Consider the following 16,096-nt stretch of genomic DNA (forward strand, 5'->3'; position numbering starts at 1 on the left):
GGCCACCGGCCAGTCTCGTCAGTTGTACCCATCCGATTCGTTGCCTACCGATGCCAGTGCTTTGCCAAGTGCCGGAAGTTGCGGCTGCAGATACCCCTGTTGTTACGATGCCGCGGCGCCAGACCGGCTCTGGCGTGATCGTGGCCGCACTTTTGATCGCCGGCACGCTCGTCCTGGCCGGCTGCGGCAAGAAGGCCGAGCCGGCGCCGGAGGTCCGTCCGGTGCGCCTGATGCAGCTGAGCCCGCACAGCGGCAAGGCCGCCTTCGAGTTTTCCGGCGACGTGCGCCCGCGCGTGGAGTCGCGCCTGGGCTTCCGCGTGGGGGGCAAGATCGCCGCCCGGCTGGTGGATGTCGGGGCGGTGGTCAGCAAGGGACAGCCGCTGGCGCGGCTGGACCCGACCGACCTGTCGCTGGCCGAAGCCGGCTCGCGCGCCCAGTTCGAGGCCGCGAAGACCGACCGCGACCTGGCGGCCAGCGACCTGAAGCGCTACAACGACCTGTTCGCCAAGGGCTTTATCAGTGCCGCCGAGCAGCACCGGCGCCAGGCCACCTACGACGCCGCCGAAGCGCGGCTGCGCCAGGCCGAAGCCGGATTGCGCAGCCAGTCCAACCAGACTGCCTATGCCGTGCTGCATGCCGACGCCGACGGCGTGGTCACGGCCATCGATGCCGAGGTTGGCCAGGTCGTCACCCCGGGCCAGCCGGTGGTGCGCGTGGCGCAGACGGCGGAGAAGGAAGTGGCCATCGGCCTGCCCGAAGACCAGGTCGACCTGCTGCGCGGCATTACCGACGTGACTATCCATACCTGGGCTGACCCGCAACACGCGCTGCCCGGCCGCGTGCGCGAGATCGCCGCGGCGGCCGACCCGGTCACCCGCACCTATGCCACCCGTGTGACGGTGCCGAACCCGCCCGCCGACCTCAAGCTCGGCATGACCGCGGTGGTGACCTTCGTGCGCACCGGCGCCACCCCGGCGATCCGGGTGCCGCTGACCGCGCTCCTGCAGGAGCAGGGCCGCAACCAGGTCTGGGTCTATGACGGCGCGGCCGGCACGGTGAAGCCGGTGGCGGTGACGCTGGGCGACGCCATCGGCAACGAGGTGGAGGTGCGCCAGGGCCTCGCGCCTGGACAGACCATCGTCACCGCCGGGGTCCACCTGCTGCGCGCGGGCCAGAAGGTGCGTCCGCTGCAGACGGCCGCGCCTGCCGCAGGACCTGCATCGACCCCGGCATCGGCACCGCCTGCGACCCTGAAGCAGGGGTGAGCGAATGGACCATTCCCGCTTCAACCTGTCGCGCTGGGCGCTCGAGCACCAGCCCCTGACCCGCTACCTGCTGGTGGTGCTGCTGCTCGCCGGCCTGCTGGCGTTTTTCCAGCTGGGCCAGGACGAGGACCCGCCGTTTACCTTCCGCGCGATGGTGGTGCAGGCCTTCTGGCCCGGCGCCACCGCCGAGCAGATCGCCGTGCAGGTCACCGACAAGATCGAGCGCCAGTTGCAGGAAGTGCCCTATGCGGACAAGATCCGCAGCTTCTCCAAGCCGGGCGAGACCACGGTGATCTTCCAGCTCAAGGACACCTCGCCGGCCAGGGATACCGCGCAGGTCTGGTACACCGTGCGCAAGAAGATCGGCGACATCCAGCAGACGCTGCCCGCGGGCGTGCGCGGGCCGTTCTTCAACGACGAGTTCGGCGATGTGTACGGCACTATCTACGCGCTCTCGGCCGACGGCTTTAGCTACAAGGAGCTGCGCGAGTACGCCGACCTGGTGCGCCAGGAGTTGCTGCGCGTGCCGTCAGTGGCCAAGGTGTCGCTGATCGGCCTGCAGGACGAGAAGGTTTATATCGAGTTCAACCAGGCGCGCTTTGCCCAGCTGGGGCTGGATATCAACGCCATTGCCGACCAGATCGCGCAGCAGAACAACCTGACTGGCAGCGGCGTGCTGGTCACCCCGACCGACAACCTGCAGGTGCGCCTGTCGGGCCAGTTCGCCGGCGTCGAAGACCTGGAGAACCTGGTGCTGCGCGGGCCCAATGGCATCGCCAATATCCGCCTGGGCGACATCGCGCATGTCTACCGCGGCTATGTCGACCCGACCCAGACGCGCATGCGCTTCAACGGCAAGGATGTGATCGGGCTCGGGATCTCGATGCAGAAGGGCGGCGACATCATCGAGCTGGGCAAGAACCTGCGCACCGCGTTCGACCGGCTGCGCACCCAGTTGCCGGTGGGCATCGAGATGGACCAGGTGCAGGACCAGCCGGAGGCCGTCAAGCGCTCGGTCGGCGAGTTTGTGCACGTGCTGATCGAAGCGGTGGTGATCGTGCTGGCAGTCAGCTTTGTCTCGCTGGGGCTGCACACGCGGCCGCTGCGGCTGGACGTGCGCCCCGGCCTGGTGGTGGCGCTGACCATTCCGCTGGTGCTGGCGGTGACCTTCCTGTTCATGCATATCTTCGGCATCGGCCTGCACAAGATTTCGCTGGGGGCGCTGATCGTGGCGCTGGGGCTGCTGGTCGACGACGCCATCATTGCGGTCGAGATGATGGTGCGCAAGCTGGAAGAGGGCTTCTCCAAGATGGAGGCGGCCACCTTCGCCTACACCTCCACGGCGATGCCGATGCTGACCGGCACGCTGATCACCGCTGCCGGCTTCCTGCCGGTGGGCCTGGCGCGCTCGACGGTGGGCGAATACACCTTCGCGATCTTTGCGGTGACGGCGCTGGCACTGGTGCTGTCGTGGCTGGCGGCGGTCTACTTCACCCCCTACCTGGGCTATCTGCTGCTCAAGACCCGCGGCCCGGGCGCGGGCGCGGCCCACGAAGTCTTCGACACGCCGTTCTATGCGCGCTTCCGCCGGCTGGTGGACTGGTGCGTGACCTGGCGCAAGACGGTGATCGCGATCACGCTGGCGGCCTTTGCGCTGGGCCTCTACGCCTTCAAGTTCGTCGAGAAGCAGTTTTTCCCGGATTCCAGCCGCCCAGAGCTGATGGTGGAGCTGTGGATGCCCGAGGGCACCAGCTTTGCCCAGATGGAGACCGAGGCCAAGCGCTTCGAGCAGCTGGCCGGCAAGGACAAGGACGTCGAAAGCCTGGCCACCTTCGTCGGCACCGGGGCGCCGCGCTTCTACCTGCCGCTGGACCAGATCTTGCCGCAGACCAACGTGGCGCAGGTGATTGTGATGCCGGTCAGCACCGAGGCGCGCGACGCGCTGCGCCGCCGCGTCATCAAGCTGCTCGATGCCGAGTTCCCGTACCTGCGCGGCCGCGTCAAGCTGCTGCCCAACGGTCCGCCGGTGGCCTACCCGGTGCAGTTCCGCGTGATCGGGCCGGACGCCGCCGGGGTGCGGCGGCTGGCCGACCAGGTCAAGGCCGAGATGCGCGCCAACCCCAATACCGTCGGCGTCAACGACAACTGGAATGAGAACGTCAAGATGCTGCGCCTGGAGATCGACCAGGACAAGGCGCGCGCGCTGGGCGTGACCACCAATGCCATCGCCCGCGTCACGCAGACCGTGCTGACCGGCGTGCCGGTGGGCCAGTACCGCGACGGCGACAAGCTGATCGACATCCTGATGCGCACCCCGCGCAATGAGCGCGATGCGATCTCTGACCTGAACAATATGCTGGTGCCGGCCAACACGGGCCGCATGGTGCCGCTGACGCAGGTGGCGCGCGTGACGCTGCGCTCGGAACCGGGTGTGGTGTGGCGCGAGAACCGCGACTTCGGCGTGACCGTGCAGGCCGACGTGGTCGACGGCATCCAGGGCCCGACGGTGACCGCGCAGATCAGCCCGAAACTCGACAAGCTGCGCGCGCAGCTGCCGCCGGGCTACCGCATCAGCGTGGCCGGCGCGGAAGAGGAAAGCGGCAAGGCCGGTGCCTCCATCGCGGCGCAGCTGCCGCTGTGCATCTTCCTCATCTTCACGCTGCTGATGCTGCAGCTGCACAGCTTCTCGCGCGCGACCATGGTGTTCCTGACCGGCCCGCTGGGGCTGATCGGTGCCGCCGCCACGCTGTTGCTGCTGCGCGCGCCGATGGGGTTTGTGGCGCAGCTCGGCATCACCGCGCTGCTGGGCATGATCATCCGCAACTCGGTGATCCTGGTCGACCAGATCGAGCAGGACGTCAGCGCCGGCGTGCCGCAATGGACCGCCATCGTCGAAGCCGCGGTGCGCCGTTTCCGGCCGATCATCCTGACCGCCGCCGCTGCGGTGCTGGCGATGATCCCGCTGTCGCGCTCGATGTTCTGGGGGCCGATGGCGGTGGCGATCATGGGCGGCCTGATTATTGCCACGGTGCTGACGCTGTTGTTCCTGCCGGCGCTGTACGCGGCGTGGTTCCGCGTCAGGCGGCCGGAGGACGGGGTGGGGGCGCTGGCGGGCTGAAGCGCCGCGCGGCTCAGGAAAGCCACCGTGCGGTACAGCTCGGGGTCCGGCGCGGCGCCGGGGTCGGCGCTGGTTACGGCTTCAACAGGGCAGGGATGGACTGCTCGAACTCCGTGCCCAGGTCCTTGACTAGCGCCGTTTCCACCACCGGGCTTTCAGCGCGCGCCAGGCGCGCGGTCACTGCCACCGACAGGCTGCGCAGCGTGGCCAACTGGGTCACGAAGCTGCCGAGTAATGCGGCATTGCCGCCACGGTCATTGGGCTTTCCAGTAGCGGTCGCGCAGGGCCTGCTTATACAGCTTGCCGGTGGGCAGGCGCGGCATGGCGTCGGTAAAGTCGATCGAGCGCGGCACCATGTAGCGCGCCACCTTGCCGCGCAGGTATTCGAGCAGGGTCTCGGCCAGCTCCGGAGATGGCGCGATGCCAGCGGCCGGTTCGACGATGGCCTTGACCTCTTCGCCCATCTCCGGGTTGGGCACGCCGATCACGGCGGCGTCGCCGACACTGGGATGGACCACCAGCGCATCCTCGATCGCCTGCGGGTAGATGTTGACGCCGCCCGAGATGATCATGAACGCCTTGCGGTCGGTCAGGTACAGGTAGCCGTCTTGATCGAGCCGGCCGATGTCACCCACCGAGGTCCAGGTGGGATGGCACGGGTGCTGCGCGGCGCGGGTCTTGTCCGGATCGTTGTGGTAGTGGAACGGCAGGGCCTCGCGCTCGAAATACACCAGTCCGCTTTCGCCGCAGGGCAGCTCGTTGCCGTCGTCGTCGCAGATATGCAGCACGCCCACCAGCGCCTTGCCGACCGAGCCCGGGTGCGCCAGCCATTCCGCCGTGTCCAGCGTGGCCACGCCGTTGCCTTCGGTGGCGGCGTAGTACTCGTGCACGATCGGCCCCCACCAGGCGATCATCTCGCGCTTGATTTCCTGCGGGCAGGGCGCGGCCGCGTGGATCGCCACGCGGTGGCTGGACAGGTCGAAGGCCGCGCGCTGCGCCGGCTCCAGCTTGAGCATGCGGATGAACATGGTCGGCACCCACTGGCTGTGGGTGACGCGGTAGCGCTCGATCATGCGCAGCGCCTCGACCGCGTCGAACTTCTCCATGAAGACCACGGTGCCGCCGCCGAACTGGGTCTCCAGCCCATAGCCGAGCGGTGCGGTGTGGTACAGGGGCGCAGGCGACAGGTAGATGGTGCCGGCATCGAAACCATAGCGAACGAACTGCGCCCGGCGCGGCGAGCCCGAGCCTTCGGTCACATAGCCCTGCGGCTGCGCGCGCACGATGCCCTTGGGCCGGCCCGTGGTGCCCGAGCTGTAGATCATGGTTGCGCCCATCCATTCCTCGGCCAGGCGCTCGGCCGGGTGCGCGGCGATGGCCGCTTCGTAGCTGTCCCAGCCGGGAATGGTGCTGTCCACCATCAGCCGGCTGCGGCAGGTCGGCATCAGCTCCGTCAACCGGGCGGCCAGTTCGCGCATCGCGTGGGAGGTCACCACCACCTGTGCCTGGCTGTCCTCGATCAGGTAGGCGGCCTCGGGGGCGGTCAGGAAGCGGTTGACCGGGGTGATCAGCAAGCCGGAACGCAGCGCGGCCCAGCACAGCTCGAAGCAGCGCATATTGTTCTCGAGCACCATCGCGATATGGTCGCCGCGACGCAGGCCAAGCGCGTACAGGTACTGGGCAAAGCGGTTCGAGCGCTGGTCCAGCTCGCCGTAGCTCAGGACCTCGCCGGTGGTGCCGTTGATGGCGGCGGGCTTCTCAGGGTTCAGGGCGGCGTGATCGCCCAGGTACTTCGGGGTCATGGTGCGGGTCCGTGGATGCAGTGCTCAGTGCGGTGCTCAGGCGGCAGGGATCTCGCCCGACGTGTCGGCATTGGCCGCGGCCTGGCGGACCAGCGCGGGAATCTGCCGGCCCAGCTCGGCGGCGTCCCAGCGGCCGGCCTTCTCGATGCGCGGGCCGGCGTGCCAGCCTTCAGCCACCGTGATGCGCCCGCCGCGCACGCCGAACACGCGCCCGGTGACGTCGCCGGATTCGAGGCTGCCAAGCCACGCCACCAGCGGCGCCACGTTGCCGGCATCGAGCGGGTCGAAGCCCGGCGCGGCGCCGGCGGTGAACTCGGCGCGGCGCCGGGCGAAGATGTCTTCGGTGAGGCGGCTCATCGCCGTCGGGTAGATCGCGTTGACGGTGACGCCGTAGCGGTCCAGCTCGCGCGCGGCGATCACCGACATCGCGGCGATGCCGGCCTTGGCCGCGCCATAGTTGGACTGGCCGGCGTTGCAGTACAGGCCCGACGACGAGCTGGTGTTGATCAGGCGCGCGGCGCGCTGGCGCCCGGCCTTCGATTCCTCGCGCCAGTAGGCGGCGGCGTGCCGCGACGGCGCGAAGGTGCCGCGCATATGCACGCGGATCACTGCGTCCCAGTCTTCCTCGGTCATGTTGACCAGGGTGCGGTCGCGCAGGATGCCGGCATTGTTGACCAGCACGTCCAGGCCGCCGAAGGTGTCGATGGCGGCGCGGATCATGCGCCCGGCACCGACCCAGTCGGCTACGTCGTCGAAGTTGGCGATGGCCTCGCCGCCGCCAGCGCGGATCTCGGCCACCACTTCCTGGGCCGGGCCGCTCGCGGCACCGCCGCCTTCGCCGCGCCCGCCGAGATCGTTGACGACCACCTTCGCACCCTGGCGGGCGAACTCCAGCGCATATTCGCGCCCGATGCCGCGGCCGGCCCCGGTGATGACGACTACGCGGTCCTTGCAAAGCTGTGACATGGTGAATCCTGTTCTCTTGGGTTGTGCGGGGCCGCGCCTTCAGCGCGCGCTGACGTCGTAGGTCTTGACCAGTTGCCCGTAGCGCACCCGCTCCGAGGCGATCATGGCGCCCATCTGCTTGCCCGGCTCGGCCAGCACTTCGGCATAGGCGGTGCGCGCGGCGAAACTGCGGAATACCGGCGTGCCGAGCGCCTTCAGCAGCGAAGCTTCAAGCTTCTGCGCGATCGGCTCGGGGGTCTTGCTGCTGACGCCAAAGCCGATCCACACCGACAGCTCATAGTCGGCCACGCCGCTTTCGCGCACGGTCGGAACGTCGGGCAGTTCGGGATGGCGCGCGCGGGTGGTCACGGCCAGCGGGCGCAGCTTGCCGGCGCGCAGCAGCGGCAGGGCGCCGCCGACATCCAGCAGGGCCAGGTCCACCGCGCCGCCCATCAGGTCGGTCTGCACCTGCACCGCGCCTTTGTAGGGGATGTGGTTCAGGTCGATGCCTGCCATCTGCTGCAGTTGCAGGCCGCCCAGTCGATAGTGGTAGCTGTAGCTGGCCAGGCTGACCGTATGCGGCGTCCTGCGCGCGGCACTGAGCACGTCGGCAAAGCTCTTGTAGGGAGAGTTGGCGCCCGTGACCAGTACCGCCGAAGCGCGGATCGCTGCGGCCAGCGGGCGGATGTTGCGCGGGTCGTAGGGCAGCTTGTCGTTGACCAGCGGGTTGATGACCATGGCGCTGGGCGAGATCATCAGGATGCTGTAGCCGTCGGCCGGGGCGTTGAGCAGGCTCTGCACGGCAATGATGGCGTCGGCGCCCGGGCGGTTCTCGACCACGGCCGCCTGGCCCAGGTCCTTGCCCACCAGCTCGGCGACAAAGCGGGTGACGGTGTCCGAACCGCTGCCCTGCGTCAGGGGCACGATAAAGCGCAGCGGATGCGAAGGGAAGTTGTCGGCGGCACTTGCCGGCAGCGCCGGCAGCAGCATCACGCAGGCCAGGCCCAGGCCCGGCAGGCGGTAAAGCGGCGATTGTTTCATGGCAGTCTCCTAGCGGGGCACTGCCGGCAGCACGATGCCGCCGGCGCGCCGCGTCTTTGCTCTGCTTCGGTCCGTGGTTCAGTTCTGGCCGTACAGCGTCACCACGCAGGCGCCGCCGAGGCCAAGGTTGTGCTGCAGCGCCAGCTTCGCGCCTGCCACCTGCCGATGCTCGGCGGTGCCGCGCAGCTGGTGCGTCAACTCGTAGCACTGGGCCAGGCCCGTGGCGCCCAGCGGGTGCCCCTTGGACAGCAGGCCGCCCGACGGGTTGACCACCACTTTGCCGCCGTAGGTGTTGTCGCCGTCCATCACGAACTTCTCGGCGCCGCCTTCGGGGCAGAAGCCCAGGGCTTCGTAAGAGATCACCTCGTTGTGCGCGAAGCAGTCATGCAGCTCGCACACATCGACGTCTTCGGGGCCGATGCCGGCCTGCTCGTAGACCTTGTTGGCCGCCGCGCGCGTCATGTGAGTGCCGACATAGTTCAGCATCGACGGCGGGTCGAACGAGGCGGGCGGATCGGTGGTGAGCGCTTGCGCCACGATCTGCACGCCGGTGCGCAGGCCGTGCTGGCGGGCAAAGCGCTCCGACACCAGGATCGCCGCGGCGCCGCCGCAGGTGGGCGGGCAGGCCATCAGGCGCGTCATCACGCCGGGCAGCAGCTCGACGTCGTTCATCACGTCTTCGGTGGTGACGACCTTGCGGAACAGCGCCAGCGGGTTGTTGGCGGCATGGCGGCTGGCCTTGGCGCGCACCGCGGCAAAGGTTTCCATGCTGGTGCCGTAGCGTTGCATATGCTCGCGGCCGGCCCCGCCAAAGGTGCGCAGTGCCTGCGGCAGGTGCGCCATGTCGGCGGTCAGGCCATGCATGATTGGCTGGAAGCGGGCGCGGGTGACGGGGCGGTCATCCCAGTGCGACTTGAGCGCGCCGGCCTGCATCTGCTCGAAGCCCACTGCCAGCACGCAGTCGGCATCGCCGGTCTCGATCGCCTTGCGCGCCAGGTAGAGCGCGGTCGAGCCGGTCGAGCAGTTGTTGTTGACGTTGATGATGGGGATGCCGGTCATGCCGACTTCATACAGCGCGGTCTGGCCGCAGGTGGAGTCGCCGTAGACATAGCCGGCAAACGCCTGCTGCACCTGCTCGTAGCCGATGCCGGCATCCGCCAGCGCGCGGCGCGTGGCTTCCGCGCCCATTTCGGTGTAGCTCAGGCTTGCGCCGGGCTTGGCGAAGGGGATCATGCCGACGCCGGCAACCAGGACTTTCTCGCTCATGATGGGTTCCTGAAGGAGGTTTCGAAAGAGGGGCTCAGAGCTTGCGCGCGATCAGGTCGCGCAGGACTTCGCTGGTGCCGCCGAAGATGCGGGTCACGCGCATGTCGGCAAAGGCGCGCGCGATCGGGTACTCGAGCATGTAGCCGTAGCCGCCGTGCAGCTGCACCATGTCGTCGATGCACTTCCACATGGTCTCGGTGGCGTACAGCTTGGCGATCGCGGCTTCCTGCAGCGTCAGCTTGCGTTCCATGTGCTTGCCGATGTAGTAGTCGACCATGGTGCGCATGGCCACGGCCTGGGCCTTGACGTCGGCCAGCTTGAACCTGGTGTTCTGGAAGTCCCACACGGTCTGGTTGAAGGCGCGGCGGTCCTTCACGTACTGCAGCGTCAGTTCCAGCTGGCGCTCCAGCTTGGCGGCGCAGTAGACGGCGATGATCAGGCGTTCCTGCGGCAGTTCTTCCATCAGGTGGATAAAGCCGCCGTTCTCGTTGCCGATCAGGTTGGTGACCGGCACGCGCACGTTGTCGAAGAACAGCTCGGCGGTGTCGGCGGCGTGCTGGCCCACCTTCTCCAGCTTGCGCCCGCGGCGGAAACCTTCCCGTTCCGCCTCCACCATGATCAGGCTCACGCCCTTGGCGCCCGCTTCCGGATCGGTCTTGCAGACCACCACGATCATGTCGGCGTTCAGGCCGTTGGAGATGAAGGTCTTGCTGCCGTTGATGACGAACTCGTCGCCGTCGCGCACGGCGCTGGTACGGATCGACTTCAGGTCGGAGCCGCTGCCGGGCTCGGTCATGGCGATGGCCAGGATCTTTTCGCCGCGGCAGATATCGGGCAGCCACTTGCGCTTCTGCGCCTCGGTGCCCAGGCGCACGATGTAGGGCGCGGTGATGTCCGAGTGCACCGAGAAGCTCGGGCCGGAGATGCCGGAGCGGTGGTATTCCTCGGCCAGCACGGCGGAGTGGCCGAAGTCGCCGCCGCCGCCGCCGTATTCCTCCGGCACGGTGACGCACAGCAGGCCCTCGCGGCCGGCCTTGAGCCAGGTCTCGCGGTCGACGCAGCCGGCCTGGTCCCATGCCGCCTGGCGCGGCAGGCATTCGCGCTCGAAGAAGCGGCGCGCGGTTTCCCTGAACATCTCGTGGTCTTCGCGATAGACGTTGCGGATGATTTCCATCGATGGCTCCCGGTCTGGCTGGTGGACGGCAGCGGTGTCGCTGCCTCGTTGGGTCCAGTGTGGCCGGGGGCGGGTGGGAAGTCCCTACACCGGTGGTGTAGGTGGGGCGGGTCAGGGGGTGGGCAGGGTGCCGGCGTCGCGCAGCCGGGCCACGGCTTCGTCACGTCCGGTGACATCCAGCTTGGCGTAAACGTTGCGCAGGTGCCACTTCACCGTGTCGAGCGATACGTTGAGGATGCGGGCGATCTTCTTGTTCGGCATGGCCTGCGCCAGCAGGCCCAGCACTTCCTGCTCGCGCTCGCTGAGCGTGGCCAGGCGTGCGAGCTGCACGGCGGGGCCCGGCGAGGCGGGGGGGCTGGCGTAAGCACCCGCCCCCGCGGCGTCGGCCAGGCGCTGCGCGTAGAACGCCAGCACCGGGTCCAGGCTGTCGTCGCCGGCCAGCGCGGCCAGCATGACCGGCACCTGCGGCGAGGCATCGAGCAGGCTGCGCACCAGCCCGTGGCGGTGGCCGATGCGCAGGGCGTCGACCAGTTGCCGGCGCGCGGCGGCGGCGTCGCGGCGGCCCTGGTGGGCCAGCGCCATCAGCATGCGCAAGGTGGCCACGCGGGACCAGCGCCCGCCTGCCTCGGACAGCGCGGCCAGCGGCTCCAGGCGCGCCAGCGCGCCGTCGAAATCGTTGTGGTGCAGGCACATGCCGATGCGGGCCAGGTCGGCGTGGACCCGCACTTCCCAGGCGGTGCCGCGCACCGCGCCGGCATGCCGCGCCGCCAGCGCTTCCAGCCGCAGCAGGGCGTCGTCGGCGGCGTCGACATGGCCGTCCTCAAGCAACCGGCGCGAGCGCAGCCACAGGGCGCCAGCTACCAGACGGTCGACGCGTTGGCGCTGCCCGTAGCGCTCCAGCCGGTCCAGGCACGCCAGCGCGCCGGCGTGGTCGCCGGCATGCCAGCGAGCGCAGGACAGCGCCAGCAGCGCGCGCAGCACGGTGTCCGGGATCGAGATGCGCACCAGCACGTCGATGCGGGCATCGAGCAGGCTGGCGGCAGCCTCGACATCGTTGAGTTCGTACAGGGTCTCGCCCAGCAGCGCGGCCGCCATGCAGGCCACGCCGGCGCAGGCCGCGCCGCGCTGCCCGGCATCGGCCAGCACGTCATGCAGCACGCGCTCGGCCACCAGCGCCTGGCCCTCGACCGCGTGCGTCATGCCGCCCATGCAGCGGCCCAGCAGCGTGCCGCGCGGCGCGCCGTCGCAGGGCGCGCCGTCCTCGATCACGCGCCGCGCCTGGTCGTATTCGCCGCGGTAGATATGCATCCACGACAGGATGTTGCCGCGCCCGGTCAGGGTGAAGTCGTCCGCGCCAGCGGGCACGCGCTGCAGCGTCGGCAGCAGGCTGGCGACCGCGTCGGAGTCGTCGCGCAGCAGCGCCATGCTGCCGCGCAAGATCGCCAGTGCATAGTGCTCGCGCGACCCCAGCCGCGCGGCCTGGGCCTGCATCCGCTGCAGGCTGTCCTGCAGTCCGTCGGCATCGCCGGCATACATCTGCAGGTGGGCCTGGACCAGCAGCAGGCCGAAGCGGGCCCGGATCTGCCCGGCGGGCAGTTGCCGCACCAGCGCAGCCAGCTGGCTGAGTTCGCCGCGCGCCAGCAGGCCGTGCGCGCGGCCGTGGACCATGTCGGCGGCGGCCGCGCCGTCGCCGGCGAGCACCGCGTGCCGCACGGCCTCGTCCACGTCGCCATGGGCGTTGAACCACTGCCAGGCCGCCGCGTGCATCGCGGCCTGCGCGCCGGGCGGCAGCCCGCTCAGGCGACCCAGCAGCACCTCGCGCAACAGCGGGTGCAGGCGGTACCAGGCCTCGCCGCGGCTCTCGTTGCCGATCTGGGTGATAAAGAGGTCGTCGCGCGCCAGGCGCGCCAGCCGCGTGGTGATCTCGGCGGCGGCATCGGGGCGGCCCAGCAGGGTGGCGCACAGCGCGCCGCAAAAGCGGTGGCACAGTGCCATGCGGGTGAGCAGGTCGAGGTCGTCCGGCGTCAGCCGCACCAGTACCTCGCGCTCGAAATAGCTGGCAAAGGTCCGCGCGTCGCGCACCTGGACCGGGTTGTACGACCCGCCGCGCTTGCCCTTCAGGTCGATGGCAAAGAGCTGCAGCCCGGCGGCCCAGCCGTCCGTGAGTTCATGCAGCCGGCCGGCATCGCGGGCGTCGACGTGGCCCAGCTGCTCCTGCAGGAAGCGGGCGGACTCCTGTGCCGAGAAGCGCAGGTCGGGCAGCCCGAAGCTCGACAGCAGCCCCTGCGTGCGCAGCCGCGCCAGCGATACCGGCGGCGCGGTGCGCGATGCCAGCACCACATGCAGCTGCGGCGGCGCGTAGTCGAGCAGCCAGCGCAGCGCCAGCACCACGCCCGGGTCGTCCAGGTGATGGACGTCGTCGAGCATCAGCACCAGCTCGCGCCGGCGTGCGCCGATGGCCCGCACCAGCGTGATGACCCAGTGCTCCACCGCGGACTGATGGCCGTCGCGGCCCATCAGCACCCAGGCGTCGCGCACGATGGCAGGGTCAACCGTGGCCAGGCTGGCGACCAGTCCGTTGAAGAACGCCGCGACACTGTTGTCTTCCGGTGCGAGCGACAGCCAGGCGACGTCGAAGCCCAGCGTCAGCAGGGCCTGGCGCCACGCCGCCAGCGTGCTGGTCTTGGCGCAGCCGGCCGGCCCCTGGATGACGATGCAGCGCTGGCGCCGCGCCTCGGCCAGGCGTGCCAGCAGGGAGTCGCGCGGCATCAGCGGGCGGGCGCCGCGCGGCGGCACCAGCTTGGTCGGCGTGACCGGAGAGGCCGGTGCGGCGGACTGGCTGGCGGATTCTGCTGGCGCGGCTCCGGCCGGGGACATGCGGGGCTCCTCTTGTCCGTGCGGCGCGGGCCGGCGGATCAATGCGATGACGGCATTGTAGGAGCGGTTGGCGGGCTGGCGGCGCCTTCGGGCGGCAGGCCACCTGATGCGGGTGGGGCGCGGAGTGCCCGACCGCGTGGACGCGCTGCCCGAGCATATCGAGGCAGGTGCCAACGTACTGCTGCAGGCCATGCTGGCGCACGCGCGCCACGCGCTCGCGCCAGAGCTAGTTGCAGATCGTGCCGGGAACCGGCTTGCCGGAGGAGGTCAGCCCCTGGCACGCATCGCCGTGGCTCAGGCTGGTGTCCGACGCCGAGGACGGCGACAGCTTCAGCTTGCCTGCCACCGTGCAGCACCCGCGGACCGGCGGCGGCGCAGGCGTGCGCCTGGCCGCCGGCAGCGGCGCCGGCCCGCCGGCTTCCGCGGATTCTTCCGCTTCAGGAAAAACGCACTGCCCTTGCTGGCAGATCCGCTCTCCTTTGCACTGCATGTCGTACTGGCATCCGGCAGCCTGGGCGAGCGATGACCAGCCAGCGGCCATCGACGCTGCCAACAGCAAGGCGGGGAATTTCATATGCCCTCCGATCAGGGCTGAGGTGAAGACGCCGGGAACAGCCTGCGCAGCGCGCAACGCCGCCCGACATCTTCAGAATAGATCGCGGCAAGGGCCGGCGAAAGGCGCTGCCACTCAGGTGTTCTACCACCCTTGCGATGGCCCGCAATGCGCGATGGAGCGCGAGATCGCCCGCGCGCATTCCATCACCAGCGGCGCCAGTTTTTCTGCGCCTCGGCCATGCTCCAGCGGCTGGCTGGCGGCGACACAGGCACCGCGCCGACTGCCATGCTCTGACCGTTGACGATGGGTGCTTCCATGCCCATGTCGCCGATGAACAGCGCCGCTTCATTGCCGGAGAAGTGTGTAAAGCGCCGCTTATTCGCGGGGCAGGCCGGAGGGGAGTCTGAAAAGGGGAGGTTGTCAGCCCGCCACTTGGAAGGCGGGTGGTGCGAGGGAGGGGACTCGAACCCCTACACCATTGCTGGCGTCAGGACCTAAACCTGGTGCGTCTACCAATTTCGCCACCCTCGCGGTCCTGCGGCGCTGCCCTGGCGGGCGGCCGCGATGCTCGTTGGCAGGGGCAGGACAGGAAAGCAAAAAAGGCGGCTGGAACTGCCCGCCTTTACGCTGTCCGCTGCTGGCGGCACCGGCTGCCGAAACGTGGTATCGGCATGGCTTGCGCCTGCACTGCAACGAGGCTGCGGATTGTAGCGCAAGGCGCGGGGGGAATCCAGCCCCGCCCGGCACTCCGGTGGCGGCGGCAGGCGGCCGGGATATATTGTCGGCTTTCTCGCTCCCGCCCACATGCCGATGATTTCCCTCCCGACGCTGACTCCGTTGCGCTGGCGCCTGCTTTTCTGGGGCTGCGCGGCGGCGGTGCTGGTCCTGTCGCTGCTGCCGCCGAGCCAGCCCCTGCCGACCACCGGCTGGGACAAGGCCAACCATATGCTGGCGTTCGCGGTGCTGGGCGTGCTGGGGCGGCGCGCCTACGCCGGGCATGGCTGGGCCGTATGGCTGGGGCTGCTGGCGTACGGCGGCCTGATCGAGCTGCTGCAGGGGCAGACCGGCTACCGTGATGCGGACTGGCTCGACCTGCTGGCCGACTGCATCGGCCTGGCCGCGGGCATGGCGCTGGACTGGCTGGTGCGCCGCCTCAGTGCTCCTCGGCTTCGAGCGTGAACTTCGCGCCGTCGTCCTGGCCGAGCAAGTCGGCCAGCAGCGGCATCGCCTCTTCCAGCGATTCCTTCAGGCGCCACGGCGGGTTGACGATGAACATGCCGCTGCCGTGCAGGCCCAGGCCACCCTCGACCGGGTGCCTGACGGTCAGGGTCACATGCAGCCAGCTCTTGAGCGGCAGGCCCTTGAGCTGCACCGGCAACTGCACCGACTCGCGCCGCTGCACCTGCGGGTACCAGACCGCATAGACGCCGGTGGCAAAGCGCTCCAGCCCGTCGCGGACGGTCTGCACGGTGCGGGCGTAGTCCTGCTTGTCCTCGTAGGACGGATCGACCAGCACCAGCGCGCGGCGCGGCGCCGGGGGCAGGATGGCCTTGATGCCGCCGAAGCCGTCGCCGTCATACAGCATCACGCGGCGCCCGGCGCCGCGGAAGTTGTCGCGCAGCACCTGGATCTCGGTGCTGTGCAGCTCGAACAGCCGCAGCCGGTCGTGCTCGCGCAGCATCTGCCAGGCCAGCCAGGGCGAGCCGGGATAGTGGCGCAGGTTGCCGTCCGGGTTGAGCGCGCGCACCTGGTCCAGGTACTCGTCCAGCATCGCCGGCAACTGCGTGCCGGCGGCGGCGGCGCGCCACAGCGGCGCGATGCCGGTCTCGAACTCGGCCTTCTTCTGCGCGTAGGCATGGTCCAGCGCATAGAGGCCGGCGCCGGCATGGGTGTCGATGTACCAGAACGCCTTGTCCTTCTGCGTCAGGTGCTCGAGCAGTTGCACCACGACGGCGTGTTTGAGGACATCGGCATGGTTGCCGGCGTGGAAGGCGTGACGGTAGCTGAGCATGTGGGGCAGGGCGCCTTGTCGGCGCAAAATCAGGGGCAGGC

General features: G+C 69.4%; 11 protein-coding genes, 1 tRNA gene and 1 pseudogene. 3 read left to right on the forward strand and 10 right to left on the reverse strand.

Annotated features, from left to right (window positions below):
• The first annotated feature begins 107 nt into the window (after positions 1–107).
• Positions 108–1,265 (forward strand): efflux RND transporter periplasmic adaptor subunit, encoded by a 1,158-nt coding sequence (locus tag ACREYQ_RS06570; protein ID WP_432259949.1) that lies wholly within the window; start codon positions 108–110, stop codon positions 1,263–1,265.
• Positions 1,266–1,269: 4 nt separating this feature from the next.
• Entirely contained in the window at positions 1,270–4,383 is a 3,114-nt protein-coding gene (locus tag ACREYQ_RS06575) for an efflux RND transporter permease subunit (RefSeq protein ID WP_432259950.1), read from the forward strand.
• Between the two features lie 2 nt (positions 4,384–4,385).
• Here ACREYQ_RS06575 and ACREYQ_RS06580 read toward each other — a convergent pair.
• The 9 genes and pseudogenes from ACREYQ_RS06580 to ACREYQ_RS06620 all read right to left on the reverse strand — a co-directional run.
• A pseudogene (locus ACREYQ_RS06580) lies at positions 4,386–4,618 on the reverse strand (acyl-CoA dehydrogenase family protein); the annotation flags it as partial.
• Positions 4,619–4,637: 19 nt separating this feature from the next.
• Positions 4,638–6,185 (reverse strand): acyl-CoA synthetase, encoded by a 1,548-nt coding sequence (locus ACREYQ_RS06585; RefSeq protein WP_432259951.1) that lies wholly within the window; start codon positions 6,183–6,185, stop codon positions 4,638–4,640.
• 36 nt (positions 6,186–6,221) lie between these two features.
• Positions 6,222–7,151 (reverse strand): SDR family oxidoreductase, encoded by a 930-nt coding sequence (locus ACREYQ_RS06590; RefSeq protein ID WP_432259952.1) that lies wholly within the window; start codon positions 7,149–7,151, stop codon positions 6,222–6,224.
• Positions 7,152–7,190: 39 nt separating this feature from the next.
• Positions 7,191–8,171, reverse strand: a complete 981-nt coding sequence (locus ACREYQ_RS06595) for a Bug family tripartite tricarboxylate transporter substrate binding protein (protein ID WP_432259953.1) — start codon at positions 8,169–8,171, stop codon at positions 7,191–7,193.
• A 78-nt stretch (positions 8,172–8,249) separates the two neighbouring features.
• Positions 8,250–9,437, reverse strand: coding sequence for a lipid-transfer protein (locus ACREYQ_RS06600; RefSeq protein WP_432259954.1), 1,188 nt, complete (start codon positions 9,435–9,437; stop codon positions 8,250–8,252).
• A 34-nt stretch (positions 9,438–9,471) separates the two neighbouring features.
• Complete coding sequence (locus ACREYQ_RS06605) at positions 9,472–10,611, reverse strand: acyl-CoA dehydrogenase family protein (protein ID WP_432259955.1); 1,140 nt, start codon at positions 10,609–10,611, stop codon at positions 9,472–9,474.
• Between the two features lie 111 nt (positions 10,612–10,722).
• Positions 10,723–13,488, reverse strand: a complete 2,766-nt coding sequence (locus ACREYQ_RS06610) for a LuxR C-terminal-related transcriptional regulator (protein ID WP_432259956.1) — start codon at positions 13,486–13,488, stop codon at positions 10,723–10,725.
• Between the two features lie 226 nt (positions 13,489–13,714).
• The gene (locus ACREYQ_RS06615; RefSeq protein WP_432259957.1) at positions 13,715–14,062 is read right to left on the reverse strand and encodes a hypothetical protein; all 348 of its coding nucleotides are present in this window, start codon (positions 14,060–14,062) and stop codon (positions 13,715–13,717) included.
• A 426-nt stretch (positions 14,063–14,488) separates the two neighbouring features.
• Positions 14,489–14,575, reverse strand: a tRNA-Leu gene (locus ACREYQ_RS06620).
• Between the two features lie 273 nt (positions 14,576–14,848).
• Between ACREYQ_RS06620 and ACREYQ_RS06625 the strand changes: the two genes are divergently transcribed.
• Positions 14,849–15,223, forward strand: a complete 375-nt coding sequence (locus tag ACREYQ_RS06625; RefSeq protein WP_432259958.1) for a VanZ family protein — start codon at positions 14,849–14,851, stop codon at positions 15,221–15,223.
• On the opposite strand, the gene ACREYQ_RS06630 is transcribed toward ACREYQ_RS06625, so the two are convergent.
• Positions 15,198–16,055: a 23S rRNA (adenine(2030)-N(6))-methyltransferase RlmJ gene (locus ACREYQ_RS06630; protein WP_432259959.1), complete on the reverse strand. Its 858-nt coding sequence runs from the start codon at positions 16,053–16,055 to the stop codon at positions 15,198–15,200. The genes ACREYQ_RS06625 and ACREYQ_RS06630 overlap by 26 nt on opposite strands.
• Positions 16,056–16,096: the final 41 nt, after the last annotated feature.

The sequence above is a fragment of the Cupriavidus sp. TMH.W2 genome, assembly GCF_050847365.1.
Lineage (GTDB): Bacteria > Pseudomonadota > Gammaproteobacteria > Burkholderiales > Burkholderiaceae > Cupriavidus.